We start from the raw sequence: 15,011 nt of genomic DNA, 5'->3' as shown, positions 1-15,011 counted from the left end.
GGGGCCGGCGGCAACGCCGGGTTCCTGTTCGGCACCGGCGGCGCCGGTGGCATCGGTGGGTTCGGCGAGCTCACCGGCGGGGCCGGCGGGGCGGGCGGCAACGCCGCCATCCTGTTCGGCACCGGCGGCGGCGGTGGCGCAGGCGGTCTCAGCGACACCGGCACCGGCGGTCAAGGCGGGGCCGGCGGCAACGGCGGCAAGCTGGTCGGCGGCGGCGGTACGGGTGGCGCCGGCGGCGACGCCCTCGGCACCGTCGGCGGGGACGGCGGCAACGGCGGCAACGCCGGGCTGATCGGCAACGGCGGCAACGGCGGTGACCCGGGGACAGGCGGAACCAAGGGCAACGGCGGCGCAGGCGGTGCCGGCGGGCTGCTCGGCCTGCCGGGGGTGAACGGAACGTAGCCGGCCCGTCACGGATCGATTCGTTGAACGCCGATACCGAGTCTGGCAACATCGGCTGCTACCAACGCCGCAATACCCGCCGGAGGAACCGTGACCGCGGGCAACATCATGATGGTCGCGCTGCTCGCGTGGGCCGTCCTGGCCCCGCCGGCCTTCCTGTGGCTGGGCGTCCTGCTCGAACAACGCCGTCGGCGCTGACGGACCCGAAAACGCCTTCGACTAGGGCTTGAACGGGTTGACCGCGAACTGGATAACGCGGTACGGCGCGCGCGCCCGGGCGCGGGTGTCCCATTGGCTGACAAAGATGCGCAGCTCGTCGAGGGTGGACCCGGGCGAGATGTACCCGCCATAGGGCTGCGCGAGCCGGTTGTCGTAGGGGGGCGGCAGGCTTTCGGCCGGATCGGGCCATTCGTCGTGCTGCACCACCGTCGTCACGGGCGCGGTGCCCAGCGAGGTCGGGTCGTCGGCCACCCGGACCTCCATGTTGCCGGTGCTGGCGTTGAAGTAGGACAGCACCGCCTTGCCGTCGATCTGCCTGATCGACATCTCACCCACCTGGTCCGGCCACAAGGGCGTCGGCGGCCTGCCCCATCCGCCGTCGGGTCCCGACGCCCAACCCTGCCACCGGGACCGGTCGATGAACGTCTGCGGCGTGGCCCGGTACAGCAGCACGGGATCTCGCCGCGTGAAGCTGTTGGCCACGATGTACACCCAGCCGCCCGGCGAGTCCGGGGTGGGGATCGGGTCGTAGTAGCCGCTGATCTGCGACTGCCGGCCACCCTGATAGGAACCCTCGCGGCGGGACCCGGCGACGGTCTGCCAGCCGCCGCGCGCCGGCTCGGCCATCACCAGCCGGGAGCTTTGCGGCTCAAGGTTTTTCGTCGTCGTGACCATCAGGTAGTTGCGCCGGTTGACCTGCACCACCCCGGCCGGCAGCTGAGAGTCGCCCGGCGGCGTGGGGTCGGCCAGCAGCGGCTTGCCGACTCCGGTGACGCCGGTGTAGCGCACCCCGGCGGGGTCGTCGACCGACGCGGTGTCGACGTGCAGCGCGATCGGCGAGTACCAGCCGCCGAACCCGACGCCCTGGCCGGCGAAGCTGTCGCCGCAGACCTGCAGCAGCTCGGTGGGAAACTCGACGAATTCACACAGGTCCGTCGCGCCGATGCCGTAGTCGCCCGTCGGGGTTCCGGTGCCGGCCGTCGGCCCGATCCGCACCACCTGACCCGGCGCCAGTGGCTGCAGGACGGGCTCCGGCGCCGGCGCCGGTGGATCGGCGCGCGCTTGCCAAACAGGCTGGGGCGCAACCAAACACAAGACGCTTAGCAGGGCGACCCGGGCCGAGCTCACCCGGGAACTATAGTTCGGCGGCCAGCAGCTCGGCGATCTGGATGGTGTTCAGCGCGGCCCCCTTGCGCAGGTTGTCCCCCGACACGAACAGCGCCAGGCCCCGCCCGTCCGGGACGCCCGGGTCGTGCCGGATCCGGCCGACCAGCGATTCGTCGACACCGGCGGCGGCCAGCGGCGTCGGCACGTCGACGAGCTTGACGCCCGGGGCGCCGTCGAGCAGCTCGCAGGCCCGCTCGGGCGACAGCGGCCGGGCGAATTCGGCGTTGATCGACAGCGAGTGACCGGTGAACACCGGGACCCGCACGCAGGTGCCGCTGACCAACAGGTCCGGGATGCCGAGGATCTTGCGGCTCTCGAAGCGCAGCTTCGCGTCTTCGTCCGTCTCCCCCGAACCGTCGTCCAGCAGCGAGCCGGCGAGCGGCAGCACGTTGAACGCGATCGGCGCCACATAGGTGTTCGGCGCCGGGAAGTCGAGTGCGCCGCCGTCGTACACCAGCTCCTCGGCGCCGTCGATGACGGCGCGCGCCTGGGTCGCCAACTCCTCGACGCCGGCCAGGCCGCTGCCCGATACCGCCTGATACGTCGAGGTCACCATCCGCACCAGTTGCGCCTCGTCGTGCAGCACCTTGAGCACCGGCATGGCGGCCATCGTGGTGCAGTTCGGGTTGGCGATGATGCCCTTGGGTCGTCGATGCGCGTCGCGCGCGAAGTTCACCTCCGACACCACCAACGGCACGTCTGGGTCCTTGCGCCAGGCCGAGGAGTTGTCGATCACCGTGACTCCGGCCGCGGCGAACCGCGGCGCCTGCACCAGCGACATCGTCTTGCCGGCCGAGAAGACGGCGATGTCGAGCCCCGATGGGTCCGCCGTCGCGGCGTCCTCGACCTCGATCTCCTGGCCGCGGAACTCCAGCTTGCGGCCCTGCGAGCGGGCGGAGGCGAAGAACCGCACGGTGGTCGCCGGAAAGTCCCGCTCGTCGAGCAGCCTGCGCATCACCTGGCCCACCTGGCCGGTGGCCCCCACTACACCGATCGACACCCCATTGGCACCCATATCTACCGACCCGTCCCCGCATATACCGTCGCCGACTCCTCGCCGCCGAGACCGAACGCCTCGTGTAACGCCACGACGGCCTTGTCTAGTTCGGTGTCGCGGCACAGCACCGAGATCCGGATCTCGGAGGTGGAGATCAGCTCGATGTTGACGCCGACGGCGGCCAGCGCCTCGCAGAAGGTCGCGGTGACGCCGGGGTGGCTGCGCATGCCCGCCCCGATCAGCGACACCTTACCGATGTGGTCGTCGTAGAGCAGCTGGGTGAACCCGATCTCGTCGCGCAGCGCGTCCAGCTTCTCCACCGCGGTGGGGCCGCTGTCGCGCGAGCAGGTGAAGGTGATGTCGGTCTTGCCGTCCTCGACCTTGGACACGTTCTGCAGCACCATGTCGATGTTGACGTCGGCGTCGGCGACGGCCCGGAAGACCCGCGCGGCATAGCCGGGGATGTCGGGCAGGCCGACGATGGTCACCTTGGCCTCGCTGCGGTCGTGCGCGACGCCGGTCAGGATGGGGTCTTCCATACCTATGTCCTTGATCGATCCCTTAACGATGGTGCCGGGCTTGTCCGAATACGACGAGCGGACGTGCACCGGAATGTCGTAGCGGCGAGCGTATTCCACGCAGCGCAGCATCAGCACCTTGGCGCCGCACGCCGCCATCTCGAGCATCTCCTCGAACGTCACCGTGTCCAGCCTGCGGGCGTTGTGCACGATCCTGGGGTCCGCGCTGAAGATGCCGTCCACGTCGGTGTAGATCTCGCAGACGTCGGCGCCGAGCGCGGCGGCCAGGGCGACCGCGGTGGTGTCCGAGCCCCCGCGGCCGAGCGTGGTGACGTCGCGGGTGTCCTGGCTGACCCCCTGGAAGCCGGCGACCAACACGATGCGGCCTTCGTCGAGCGCGGTGCGCAGCCGTCCCGGCGTGACCTCGATGATCTTCGCGTTGCCGTGGGTGCCGGTGGTGATCACGCCGGCCTGCGAACCGGTGAACGAGCGGGCCTGCGCGCCGAGCGATTCGATCGCCATCGCCACCAGCGCGTTGGAGATACGCTCACCGGCGGTCAGCAACATGTCGAGCTCCCGCGGCGGCGGGGCCGGGCACACCTGCTGAGCCAGGTCCAGCAGGTCGTCGGTGGTGTCGCCCATCGCCGAGACCACGACGACGACGTCGTTGCCCTGCTTTTTGGTCTCGACGATGCGTTCGGCGACGCGGCGGATCCGGTCGGCGTCGGCCACCGAGGATCCGCCGTATTTCTGCACGACGAGCGCCACTGTTGCTCTTTCGGTCCGTGTATAGGTCCACAACAGAATACGTGTGACGGCGAATCGTTTTTGCCGCCGTCGACCCGTCGGCGCTGATGAAGGGGCGCCCGCCCGTCCGCCGACCGGACAGGGCGGGCGCCTTCGCGGGCACCTGGCGCGGTCAGGTGCTACGACGAGACCGCCTGGATCGCCCAGAAGTCGCTCGCCAGGTGCGCCCTGTTGATCGGCGAGCTGTCCGAGGCGTCCTTGGACCCGGTCAGATACTGGTAAGGCATGTAGAAGTAGCCTTGGTCGCCCCAGCCGGGCCCCCACGAGTTGCGAACAATCAAGTGGCCCTTGGGATCCGAGTAGCCGACCGCGAGAACGGCGTGGCCGCCGACCGTGGCCTCGCCGTGTTTGGGCATCGGCATCACGCCCGTTTGCGCGACGGACTGCGACTCGAAACTCTGGTAGACGGTGAACCCGAACACGACCGCCAGGTTCGAGGCGATGGCGTCCTTGAGCTGACCCAACGTCTGGATCGCCTCGTACTGCACCGCCTTGTCCTTCGCCGCGGCGACGTAGCAGCGCTTCGGCGGCTTCACGGTGAACACGCCGATGTCGTAGGGCCACAGCGTCTCCGGGCATACGCCCTCACGGTTGACCACCTTGATGCCGTCCCGGATCATCGCGCCGGAGTCGCTGGACACGGTGCCTTCGAGCGCGCGTTCGTTGTAGTAGATGAACAACCGCGAAGGGACGAAATCGGGCAAGCCCTGTCGATCCCGCTCGTATTCCATCGCGGCGGCGATGGCATTTCCGGTGCACGATCCGAGCTGGCCCTGGTCGTACACCGGCGGCATCGACGGACGCAGGTCGTATGCGGGGGGCAGGGCGCCCTTGAGCCTGGGCATGTACAGCATGTCGCGGGCGTCCGGGAGCTGCGGGCGCCAGCCGAATCCGCGGACGTGGCTCCAGTCCTGCGGTGGCTCATCGCTTTTGACGCGGCCGGCCTCTTGCAACGTTGTCATCGAATCCTCCTGATCTGGGTGGTAGGTCGACGGTAGGGGCGGCGATCCGGGGTTGGCATGCGTAGTGGGCTACCTCATCTGTCGAGGAGCGGAGCGCTGCCGGGAACACAGGTAGCGCACTACGCGTGCCGCCGCGCCGCCGACGTGATGTGCTCGGATGAACTCGACCACCAGCGGAGGAGCCATGCGGAAGGCTGATGCCGCCCTGCGCAACCAGATACTGCACAGGGTGCACTCCGGAGAGAAGGTCGCCACGGTGGCGGCCGACAGCGGCATCAGCCGCTCGACGGTGTACCGGTGGAGGCGCGAAAGTCCGTGCGCGGCAACAGACCCGGCCTCGCCCGTCGAGGGCTATGTGGGGGACATCACCGGCCCGGGTATCACCGACAAATGGGGGGTGACCTGCACCGACCTGGGCGTGTGCGCGGTAGCTCCGAACGGCAAGCTGGTGTCGGTGTTCGGAGACACCTTCTCCGGCCTCGCCGTCGGGCAGGGTGACTGGCGCGCCCCCGTCGCGCTGATCGGCAGCGGGGACACGAACAACCAGATCCGCTACGAGAGCGCGGGCGGCGTCGACCCTGACTACGCCCAGCAATTGTGGCAGTACATCCACGACGGCCCGCCGTGGAAACAGGGCGGGATCAGCACCGTGATCCCGTCGGACGTGCTGGTCATCGGGCAGATGATGTACCTGCATGCCATCGTCAACCGTGGCTTCGGAAACGTGACCGGCACCGGGATCTGGGCTTCCGCCGACAACGGCGTCACCTGGCGAGCGATGGGCGCCAAGGCCACCTTTTCCGCGTCGGTGTGCGATGGCTGCGCACAGCTGTGGTCATGGGACTACGACCCCGACGATGGTTGGGTGTACATCGTCTCCACCGGCTTTCAGCGCGACAAGGGCATCATCCTGCGCCGCGTGCGTCCGGGCGATATCGGCAACAAGACCAAATACTCCGGCTGGGGCTGGGCCGATAACCAATGGGCGTGGGGCAACGCGCCCACGCCGATCACACCCCCGGGCGAGACGTGGGGCGAGCTGACCTTGCGCAGGCTCGATACCGGCACGTGGATCCTCGGCGGCTTCCTGTCCTCGGAGTACGCGCTGGGATACCGCACCATCGACGACCCCACCGCCAACCTCTACGAGACGGAAATCCAAACGCCGGTGATCGGGACGACCTGGGACGCGCAAGACCTGCCGAACAACCGGGTCGCGCAGCTGTACGGCGGATACGTTCTTCCCGGCTCGCGCCTGGACGTTCCGGGCGGCGTCGGGCTGGTGGTCTCCCAGTGGGACACGGCGACGGGCTGGCCCTACCGCGCGATGCAGTTCAGGGTGACGCTCAAGGACACGACAAAAGCGACGACGGCCCGCCGGGGACGAGCGGGCAGGTCCAGGCGGACCCAGCGACGGTGACGCCTCATTCACGGAGCGCATCGAGTTTTGGCGCCCAGCCCGCGCGCGGTAGAGTGCACAACGTGCAGCGGGTGCTCCTCCTCGGACGCCGCGACGGGGTCTGATCAAGACCGGCCTCCCGTCGCGGGAGTTCGCGATGCGCCGGTCTGAGTTTCCTTCTCATCCCCCGGAGCAACTATCGTGACCAATCCAGATTCGCCCGACGCCTATAAGTCGGCCCGCACTATCGTCAAACCCGCCGGCCCCCCCGGACCCGAACAACCCGCCTGGAATCCACAGCGCGGCTCGTCCATGCCGATCGGCCGGTATCGGCCCTTCGCCGAGGAAGTCGAGCCCATCCGCGTGGCCGACCGCACCTGGCCGGACCGGGTCACCACCCGCGCCCCGCTCTGGTGCGCGGTGGACCTGCGCGACGGCAACCAGGCGCTGATCGACCCGATGAGCCCGGCCCGCAAGCGCCGCATGTTCGACCTGCTGGTGCGGATGGGCTACAAGGAGATCGAGGTCGGGTTCCCGTCGGCCAGCCAGACCGACTTCGACTTCGTCCGCGAGATCATCAGCGACGGCGCCATTCCCGACGACGTCACGATCCAGGTGCTGACCCAGTGCCGGCCGGAGCTGATCGAGCGCACCTTCCTGGCGTGCGAGGGCGCGCCGCGGGCCATCGTGCACTTCTACAACTCGACGTCGATCCTGCAGCGCCGCGTGGTGTTTCGCGCCGACCGGGCCGCCGTGCAGGCCATCGCGACCGACGGCGCGCGCAAGTGCGTCGAGGAGGCCGCCAAGTACCCGGGCACGCAGTGGCGTTTCGAGTACTCACCGGAGTCCTACACGGGCACGGAACTGGAGTACGCCAAGCAGGTGTGCGACGCCGTCGGCGAGATCATCGCGCCGACGCCCGACAACCCGATCATCTTCAACCTGCCCGCCACGGTGGAGATGGCCACGCCCAACGTGTACGCCGATTCGATCGAGTGGATGAGCCGCAACCTGGCCAACCGGGAGTCGGTCATCCTGAGCCTGCACCCGCACAACGACCGCGGAACCGCCGTCGCCGCAGCCGAATTGGGCTACCAGGCGGGCGCCGACCGGATCGAGGGCTGCCTGTTCGGCAACGGGGAGCGCACCGGCAACGTGTGCCTGGTGACCCTGGGGCTCAACCTGTTTTCCCGCGGCGTGGACCCGCAGATCGACTTCTCCAACATCGACGAGATCCGCCGCACCGTTGAGTACTGCAACCAGCTGCCGGTGCACGAGCGTCACCCCTACGGCGGCGACCTGGTCTACACCGCGTTTTCCGGCAGCCACCAGGACGCCATCAACAAGGGCCTCGACCAGATGAAGGTGGATGCGGATGCCGCCGACACCGACGTCGAGGACATGCTCTGGCAGGTTCCGTATCTGCCGATCGACCCCAAGGACGTCGGACGCACCTACGAGGCGGTGATCCGGGTCAATTCGCAGTCCGGCAAGGGCGGCGTGGCCTACATCATGAAGGCCGACCACGGCCTGGCGCTGCCGCGGCGCCTGCAGATCGAGTTCTCGCAGGTGATCCAGAAGATCGCCGAGGGCACGGGCGGCGAGGGTGGCGAGGTGTCGCCCAAGGAGATGTGGGACGCGTTCTCCGAGGAGTACCTGGCCCCGATCTGGCCGCTGGAGCGCATCAAGCAGCGGGTCGACGCCTCCGAGGAGGACGGCGGCACGACGACCATCACCACGACCGTCAAGGTCAACGGGGTGGAGACCGAGATCGTCGGTGTCGGCAACGGCCCGCTCGCGGCGTTCGTGCACGCGCTGGGCACCGTCGGGTTCGACGTCGCGGTGCTGGACTACTCCGAGCACGCGATGAGCTCGGGGGACGACGCGCAGGCGGCGGCGTACGTGGAGGCGTCAGTCGGTGGGCGCACGGTGTGGGGCGTCGGGATCGCGCCGTCGATCACCACCGCGTCGCTACGGGCCGTGGTCTCGGCGGTGAACCGGGCGTCGCGTTAGTGCCGATCGCGAGCGCGGCGCCGGCGCCGGGCGCCGCGGGTCGGCACCATCCGGCCTAGGCGTCGGGCCTAAGTGTCGAAGAACGCGCGCAGCAGGCGGTCCACGAGCGCGGCCGGGTCATCGTCGGCACGTGGGATCGTGAGGTTGCTGAACACGTAGCCGTTGAGCAGGCGGCTCAGCTGTTCCATCTGCTGCGGTTCCGGGGCGAAGCCCGCCGCCTCGAAGATGAGGGTGGCCGACTTCACCGCCGCGGCCTGCAAGTCCTTGAGGAACGGCTGCAGCTCCGGACGGCGCGTGCCCTCCATGAACAGCTCGAACCGCGCCAGCGTGTAGCGGCGGGCCTGCTCGTCGGGATCGGACAGCATCCGCGTCAGCAGCGCCTTGATGCCGTCGCGGGTGAGCGACCCGATCGCGGCCTGCAAGGCCTCGACGCGCTGCCAATGCAGGTCGACGGTGCGCGCCGCCGTGGCTTCCAGCAGCGCCTGGCGCGTGCGGAAGTAGTTCGACGTGGTGCCCGCGGGCAGGCCCGCCCGCTCATCGACCTGACGATGAGTCAGCCCCCCGACGCCGGTGTCGGCGAGGATGCCGATCGCGGCGTCGAGGAGCTGAGCGCGACGCTCGGGATTGGGAGGCATCAGTCTTTGTAGCGCAGCCGCCAGAACATCGTCAGGAAGGCGGGATAGACCACGATCAACAGCAGGTAGCTGAACCACGGCCGAAACCACATGTACAGCGACAGGTCCTTGGTGACGTACGAGCACCAGATGTGCAGCGGGACGCTGCCAGCGATGTACACCAGCGACGCCGTGAAGAACGCACGATGCGGCTTGTTGGCAAACCGCACCCGCCGCCACACCAGGACGCCGGTGATGGCGGCATACGTCATCGGGACCAGCAGGATCCTGTCGGTCGTCAGGGTCATCGCGTATTTCAGCGTGAGGTCGTCGCCGAAGATCACCCGGTACAGGTGGATCAGCACACCGAGCGAGATGGTCAGCATCGCCGCTTGGCGAAAGAAATAACCGTGCCGACGGTAGGAAGCCCACCACGACTCGCGCTGTACTACATCTGTAGTGGTTGTCATAGCGTAGACGGTACTACTACAGGTGTAGTGACACAAGGGGGGTGGCTCAGAACAACGCGAGCTGCGGGTTCGTCGTGTTGATGTCGGTGAACTCCTCCATGCTGGTGCCCCGGGCGACGACGCCGACGCAGTCCATGAACTGTGCGTCGGACACCACCGGCACCCCCAGCTGTCGGGCGTGATAGCCCTTGCCCTGCTCGGGGGCGGCGTCGTTGCAGACCACCAGCGAGGTCTCCCCGTCCACGACGTCGCTGTAGGCCAGCCCGGCGTGCAGGATCCGCTCGACCAGCTCCTCGTGGGTGCGCGCCACCTCGGCGGCCAGCGCCACTCGCATGCCCTGGACCAGCGGCCGGCCGAGGACATACGGGCCCGGGTTGAGATACGGGCACGGCATCCGCGAGGCCAGCACCTTCAACGGGCGCAGCTCGTCGTGGGTCACCCGCCCGTTGGGCCATTGGCGCCGGGTCACCGGACGCACCGGCAGCCAGACGTCGCGTTCGCGCGCCCGCTCGAGCGCCGACTCCAGCACCCCGGTCAGCACCATCGCGTCGTCGAAGGCGTCGTGCGGCCGCTCCTGGACCACACCCCAATGCGCCGCGAGCGTTTCCAGCCGCAGGTTGTCGACTCCGAGGTCTAGCCGGCGCGCCAGCTCGACCGTGCACATGACGTTGTCGACGGGCAGTTCGGCCTCGGCAAGCTCCGCCTCGGCGGCCAGGAAGGAGTAGTCGAAGGCGACGTTGTGCGCCACCAGCGTGCGGCCGCGCAGCACCTCGACGAGGTCGCAGACGATGTCGCCGAACTGCGGCTGGTCCTCGAGCATGGCGGGGGTGAGGCCGTGCACGTGGGTGGGCCCGGGGTCCACCCCGGGATTGAGCAGGCTGACCACCGACTGCTCGACCCGGCCGTTGGCGTCCAGCCCCAGCGCGGCGATGCTGATGATCCGCGCCTGGCCCGGCCGAAACCCCGAGGTTTCGACGTCGATAACGGCCCAACCCCCGCCCGGCTCGCTGGCCGGCCGCCCCCAGGACACCCGGTTCATGAAGTGAGGATGGCACGCCGGACCGACATCACCGGTTCGCTGCGGATCGTGTCGTGCCAAAATCCACCAGGGCAACCCGCAGCGCCCGGCGCACAGCGCCGCGCTTGCGATCGCCCTAATAAACTGCGCGGGTGATCACCACCCGTGCACGCCTGGCGCTCGCCGCGGGGGCGAGCGCGCGTTGGGCGTCGCGGGTCACCGGTCGCGGGGCCGGCGCGATGATCGGCGGGCTGGTCGCGATGACCCTGGACCGCTCGGTGCTGCGCCAGCTGGGGGTCGGGCGGCGCACCGTCATCGTCACCGGCACCAACGGCAAATCGACCACCACGCGGATGACGGCGGCCGCCCTCGGAACCCTGGGCCCGGTGGCCACCAACGCCGAGGGCGCCAACATGGACGCCGGCCTGGTGGCCGCACTGGCCGCCGATCGGCGTGCCGGGCTGGCCGCCCTGGAAGTCGACGAGATGCATGTGCCGCACGTCTCCGATGCGGTCGAACCCAGCGTCATCGTGCTGCTCAACCTGTCGCGTGACCAGCTCGATCGGGTGGGCGAGATCAACGTGATCGAGCGCACGCTGCGTGCCGGCCTGGCCCGGCATCCGGACGCCGTCGTCGTCGCCAACTGCGACGACGTGCTGATGACCTCCGCGGCCTACGACAGCCCCCACGTGGTGTGGGTGGCCGCGGGCGGTTCGTGGGCGAACGACTCGGTCAGCTGCCCGCGCAGCGGCGAGGTCATCGTCCGGGACAGGGGGCACTGGTACTCCACCGGCGCCGATTTCAAGCGGCCCAGCCCGCAGTGGTGGTTCGATGACGACACGCTGTACGGGCCCGACGGCCTGGCCCTGCCGATGCGGTTGGCGCTGCCGGGCACGGTAAACCGGGGCAACGCCGCGCAGGCCGTGGCCGCCGCCGTCGCCCTGGGCGCCGACCCGGCGCAAGCGGTGGCGGCGGTTTCCCAAGTCGACGAGGTCGCCGGGCGCTACCGCAGTGTCCGCCTCGGGGAGCACGAAGCGCGGATCCTGCTGGCCAAGAACCCCGCCGGCTGGCAGGAGGCGCTGTCGATGGTGGACAAGCACGCGGCCGGGGTGGTGATCGCGGTCAACGGGCAGGTGCCCGACGGCGAGGACCTGTCCTGGCTGTGGGACGTGCGGTTCGAGCATTTCGAAGAGACCTCGGTCGTCGCCGCCGGCGAACGCGGCACCGACCTGGCGGTGCGGCTCGGCTATGCGGGCGTCGAGCACACGCTGATGCACGACACCGTGGCGGCCATTGCGTCGTGCCCGCCCGGGCGCGTCGAGGTCGTCGCCAACTACACCGCCTTCCTGCAACTGCAGCGAGCATTGGCGCGCCATGGCTGACTCGACCGTGCGGATCGGGCTGGTGCTGCCCGACGTGATGGGCACCTACGGCGACGGTGGCAACGCCCTGGTGCTGCGGCAGCGCCTGCGGATGCGGGGGGTGGCCGCCGAAATCGTCGAGATCACGCTGGCCGACCCGGTGCCGGAGTCGCTGGACCTGTACACGCTGGGCGGGGCGGAGGACTACGCGCAGCGGCTGGCCACCAAGCACCTGATCAAGCACCCGGGTCTGCAGCGCGCCGCGGAGCGGGGCGCGCCGGTACTGGCGATCTGCGCGGCCATCCAGGTGCTCGGGCACTGGTACGAGACGTCGGCCGGGGAACGCGTCGACGGCGTCGGCATGCTGGACCTGACCACCTCGCCGCAGGACCGGCGCACCATCGGCGAACTGGTGAGCGAGCCGCTGCCGGCCGGGTTGACACAACCGCTGACCGGCTTCGAAAATCATAGGGGCGGAACGGTTTTGGGGCCGGCCGCGGCGCCGCTGGGCGCGGTGGTCAAGGGCGCCGGCAACCGGGCCGGCGACGGCTTCGACGGCGCGGTGCAGGGCAGCGTCGTCGCGACCTACATGCACGGGCCGTGCCTGGCGCGCAACCCGGAGCTGGCCGACCTGTTGCTCGCCAAGGTGGTGGGCGAGCTGGCGCCGCTGCAGCTGCCCGAGGTGGACCTGCTGCGCCGCGAGCGGCTGACGGCCCGCTAGCCCGCCGACCTGGGCTCCAAGAATCCTTCAAGGATCCACCTAGGGCCACCGCCCAGCCTTTTCTCGAGTCCCCACCGAGAAAGGGAACCCCATGAGCAACACGAGAACCCGGCTCACCGATGCGGCGCGCATTGTCGGTCTCGCGGCCGTGCTGAGTGCGGCCGCCGGCTCGATGGTCGGGTTCGCGGGGACGGCCGACGCGGCCCCCGCCCCCACCCATGAGGGCATGCACGGCGACCCGGCCGCCGCCGCGCCCTACTGGCGCTACCAGCAGCAAAACCTCGATTGCGGCGAGATGGCCGTCGCCGACGTGGTCGGCCAGATCACCGGCCGCGAACCCTCCGAGGACGAGATCACCGGCGTGGCCGCAAACACCCCGAGCGTGAGCCACCCCGGACCCATCTACAAGCCCACCGGCAAGACCAAGAACTCGGACCTGCCGGTGCTGCTGGCGCACTACGGCATCGCGTCCGACGCCGTGCACACCAACATCGGCGCCCTTGAGCAGGACCTAGACCAGGGACGCAAGGTGATCGTCGGGCTCAACGACCGGATCATCTGGAACTCGGGCGGCGACCGCTCCCAGGAAAACCACTTCGTCGTCGTCACCGGCATCGACACCAAGACCAACCTGGTGCACCTCAACGACAGCGGCGCCGCGGCGGGCCGCGACGAGCAGGTTTCCATCGCCACCTTCGAGGCGGCGTGGAACACCAGCGACAACTTCGCCGTCGTGACCCGGTGACGACGCTCGCTTGACTTGCTAAGTCATCGAGCCGGTAAATCCGCAGGAGAAGTGCGAGTAAGGGCCTGCAAAATTACAGGCTCGCCGCAAAGCAGACGATCAGACCATCGCCCGGCGGCCGGTGAGCGCGCGGCCCAGCGTCAGCTCGTCGGCGAACTCCAAGTCACCACCCATCGGCAGCCCCGACGCGATCCGTGTCACCGTCAGACCGGGGATGTCGCGCAGCATCCGAACCAGGTAGGTGGCGGTCGCCTCGCCCTCGGTGTTGGGGTCGGTGGCAATGATCACCTCGGTGATGTCGACGTCGTCGACGCGCTCACCGATGCGGCTCAGCAGCTCGCGGATGCGCAGCTGGTCGGGGCCCACCCCGGACAACGGATCGAGCGCGCCGCCGAGCACGTGGTAGCGGCCGCGGAATTCGCGGGTGCGTTCGACGGCCTGAATGTCCTTGGGCTCCTCGACCACGCACACGAGCGAGCCGTCCCGGCGGGGATCGGCGCAGATTCTGCACCGCTCGTCGTCGGAGACGTTGCCGCACACCGCGCAGAACCGCACGCCGTCGCGGACCTTCGCCAGCACCGCGGTCAGCCGGTCGATGTCGTGCGGCTCGACCGACAACAGGTGAAACGCGATGCGCTGTGCGCTCTTCGGCCCGATGCCCGGCAGCTTGCCCAGCTCGTCGATCAGGTCCTGGACGGGTCCCTCAAACATGTCGGAATAACGTCTAGAGCCCCGGCAGTTGGGTGGGCGGCGCCGGCGGTTTGGCCGGCGGGGCGCCCATGGCACCGGCCAGCGCGCCCAGCCGCTCCTGCGCCATCTTGGTGACCTGGGCCGACGCGTCGCCCATGGCGCCGACGATCAAATCCTGCAGGGTCTCGATGTCGGCGGGATCGACGACCTTGGGGTCGATCTGCACGCCCACCACCTCGCCGCTGCCCTTGACGGTCACCTTGACCAAACCCCCGCCAGCCTCACCGTGCACCTCGGAGTTGGCGAGCTGTTGCTGGGCTTCCAATAGCTTTTGCTGCATCTGCTGCGCCTGGGCGAGCAGTTGCGACATGTCGCCTCCGGGTTGCATGACAATCCCCTCGCATCTTGGTCTCGAGTTGGTTTCGCCTGCGGGTGTCGGGCGATTCGGAACACCCAGCGTAGACCGCGCGACGTTACCTTTGCGCGGTGGACCTACGACTGAGCAGGCGTGTCGGAATCAAACTGGTGGTCGGCGTGCTGGTTGCCGCGTCGACGGCGATCATGCCGACGGCGACTGCAGTCCCGTCCAACATCGCCGGGATGGTCGTTTTCATCGACCCCGGCCACAACGGCTCGAACGACGCGTCCATCGGGCGGCAGGTGCCCACCGGGCGCGGCGGCACCAAAGACTGCCAGACCAGTGGGACGTCGACCAACAGCGGCTACATGGAGCACACGTTCACCTGGGACACCGCCCTGCGGGTGCGCGCCGAACTCAACGCCCTGGGCGTGCGGACCGCCATGTCGCGCGGCGACGACACCGGCCTGGGGCCGTGCGTCGATGCGCGCGCCGCCGCGGCCAACGCGTTGCACCCCAACGCGATCCTGAGCATCCACGCCGACGGCGG

Annotated in this window: 15 protein-coding genes and 1 pseudogene; 7 read left to right on the top strand and 9 right to left on the bottom strand. The window is 69.2% G+C overall.

What is annotated here, in order from left to right; all coding sequences use genetic code 11:
- A pseudogene (locus tag N415_RS32035) lies at positions 1 to 402 on the top strand (PE family protein); the annotation flags it as partial.
- Between the two features lie 219 nt (positions 403 to 621).
- Here the strand turns inward: N415_RS32035 and N415_RS25575 are convergent.
- The 4 genes from N415_RS25575 to N415_RS25560 form a co-directional block, all read right to left on the bottom strand.
- Entirely contained in the window at positions 622 to 1,716 is a 1,095-nt protein-coding gene (locus N415_RS25575; RefSeq protein ID WP_193376508.1) for a DUF4185 domain-containing protein, read from the bottom strand.
- Positions 1,717 to 1,756: 40 nt separating this feature from the next.
- The gene (locus N415_RS25570; RefSeq protein ID WP_068187758.1) at positions 1,757 to 2,803 is read right to left on the bottom strand and encodes an aspartate-semialdehyde dehydrogenase; all 1,047 of its coding nucleotides are present in this window, start codon (positions 2,801 to 2,803) and stop codon (positions 1,757 to 1,759) included.
- Positions 2,804 to 2,805: 2 nt separating this feature from the next.
- On the bottom strand, positions 2,806 to 4,071 hold the full coding sequence (locus N415_RS25565; RefSeq protein ID WP_068187756.1) for an aspartate kinase: 1,266 nt from the start codon (positions 4,069 to 4,071) through the stop codon (positions 2,806 to 2,808).
- A 158-nt stretch (positions 4,072 to 4,229) separates the two neighbouring features.
- Entirely contained in the window at positions 4,230 to 5,072 is an 843-nt protein-coding gene (locus tag N415_RS25560) for a C1 family peptidase (protein ID WP_081665509.1), read from the bottom strand.
- Positions 5,073 to 5,256: 184 nt separating this feature from the next.
- Here N415_RS25560 and N415_RS25555 point away from each other — a divergent pair, with 184 nt between their 5' ends.
- The gene (locus N415_RS25555; RefSeq protein ID WP_081665508.1) at positions 5,257 to 6,492 is read left to right on the top strand and encodes a DUF4185 domain-containing protein; all 1,236 of its coding nucleotides are present in this window, start codon (positions 5,257 to 5,259) and stop codon (positions 6,490 to 6,492) included.
- 180 nt (positions 6,493 to 6,672) lie between these two features.
- Positions 6,673 to 8,484, top strand: a complete 1,812-nt coding sequence (gene leuA / locus N415_RS25550; protein WP_068187754.1) for a 2-isopropylmalate synthase — start codon at positions 6,673 to 6,675, stop codon at positions 8,482 to 8,484.
- Positions 8,485 to 8,552: 68 nt separating this feature from the next.
- Here the strand turns inward: leuA and N415_RS25545 are convergent, their stop codons facing one another.
- Genes N415_RS25545 through N415_RS25535 form a run of 3 tightly spaced genes read right to left on the bottom strand, consistent with a single transcriptional unit; the run spans position 8,553 to position 10,607 of the window.
- A complete protein-coding gene (locus N415_RS25545; protein WP_068187752.1) occupies positions 8,553 to 9,119 on the bottom strand; it encodes a TetR/AcrR family transcriptional regulator in 567 nt (188 codons plus the stop codon).
- Positions 9,119 to 9,568: a hypothetical protein gene (locus N415_RS25540; protein WP_068187750.1), complete on the bottom strand. Its 450-nt coding sequence runs from the start codon at positions 9,566 to 9,568 to the stop codon at positions 9,119 to 9,121. Before N415_RS25540 ends, N415_RS25545 begins: the two co-directional genes overlap by 1 nt.
- A 46-nt stretch (positions 9,569 to 9,614) precedes the next feature.
- Positions 9,615 to 10,607, bottom strand: a complete 993-nt coding sequence (locus N415_RS25535; protein WP_068187748.1) for a DEDDh family exonuclease — start codon at positions 10,605 to 10,607, stop codon at positions 9,615 to 9,617.
- 131 nt (positions 10,608 to 10,738) lie between these two features.
- On the opposite strand from N415_RS25535, the gene N415_RS25530 reads away from it, so the two are divergent.
- The 3 genes from N415_RS25530 to N415_RS25520 all read left to right on the top strand — a co-directional run bounded on the left by N415_RS25530 (position 10,739) and on the right by N415_RS25520 (position 13,413).
- On the top strand, positions 10,739 to 11,968 hold the full coding sequence (locus N415_RS25530; RefSeq protein ID WP_068187746.1) for a Mur ligase family protein: 1,230 nt from the start codon (positions 10,739 to 10,741) through the stop codon (positions 11,966 to 11,968).
- Positions 11,961 to 12,668: a type 1 glutamine amidotransferase gene (locus N415_RS25525; RefSeq protein WP_068187744.1), complete on the top strand. Its 708-nt coding sequence runs from the start codon at positions 11,961 to 11,963 to the stop codon at positions 12,666 to 12,668. The genes N415_RS25530 and N415_RS25525 overlap by 8 nt, the downstream gene beginning before the upstream one ends.
- Before the next feature lie 91 nt (positions 12,669 to 12,759).
- Complete coding sequence (locus N415_RS25520; RefSeq protein ID WP_068187743.1) at positions 12,760 to 13,413, top strand: C39 family peptidase; 654 nt, start codon at positions 12,760 to 12,762, stop codon at positions 13,411 to 13,413.
- Between the two features lie 99 nt (positions 13,414 to 13,512).
- Here N415_RS25520 and recR read toward each other — a convergent pair whose 3' ends face one another.
- Both recR and N415_RS25510 read right to left on the bottom strand, forming a co-directional pair.
- The gene (recR, locus tag N415_RS25515) at positions 13,513 to 14,124 is read right to left on the bottom strand and encodes a recombination mediator RecR (RefSeq protein WP_068187739.1); all 612 of its coding nucleotides are present in this window, start codon (positions 14,122 to 14,124) and stop codon (positions 13,513 to 13,515) included.
- Positions 14,125 to 14,137: 13 nt separating this feature from the next.
- Positions 14,138 to 14,491 (bottom strand): YbaB/EbfC family nucleoid-associated protein, encoded by a 354-nt coding sequence (locus N415_RS25510; RefSeq protein WP_068107057.1) that lies wholly within the window; start codon positions 14,489 to 14,491, stop codon positions 14,138 to 14,140.
- A 98-nt stretch (positions 14,492 to 14,589) separates the two neighbouring features.
- Here N415_RS25510 and N415_RS25505 point away from each other — a divergent pair.
- Positions 14,590 to 15,011: N-acetylmuramoyl-L-alanine amidase (locus N415_RS25505; RefSeq protein ID WP_193376507.1), on the top strand; the 422-nt coding region annotated here is incomplete at its 3' end.

The sequence above is a fragment of the Mycobacterium sp. UM_CSW genome (assembly GCF_000455205.1).
GTDB lineage: Bacteria > Actinomycetota > Actinomycetes > Mycobacteriales > Mycobacteriaceae > Mycobacterium.
The sequence above is the reverse complement of the archived record's forward strand: the minus strand, read 5'-3'. Positions and strand labels throughout refer to the sequence as shown.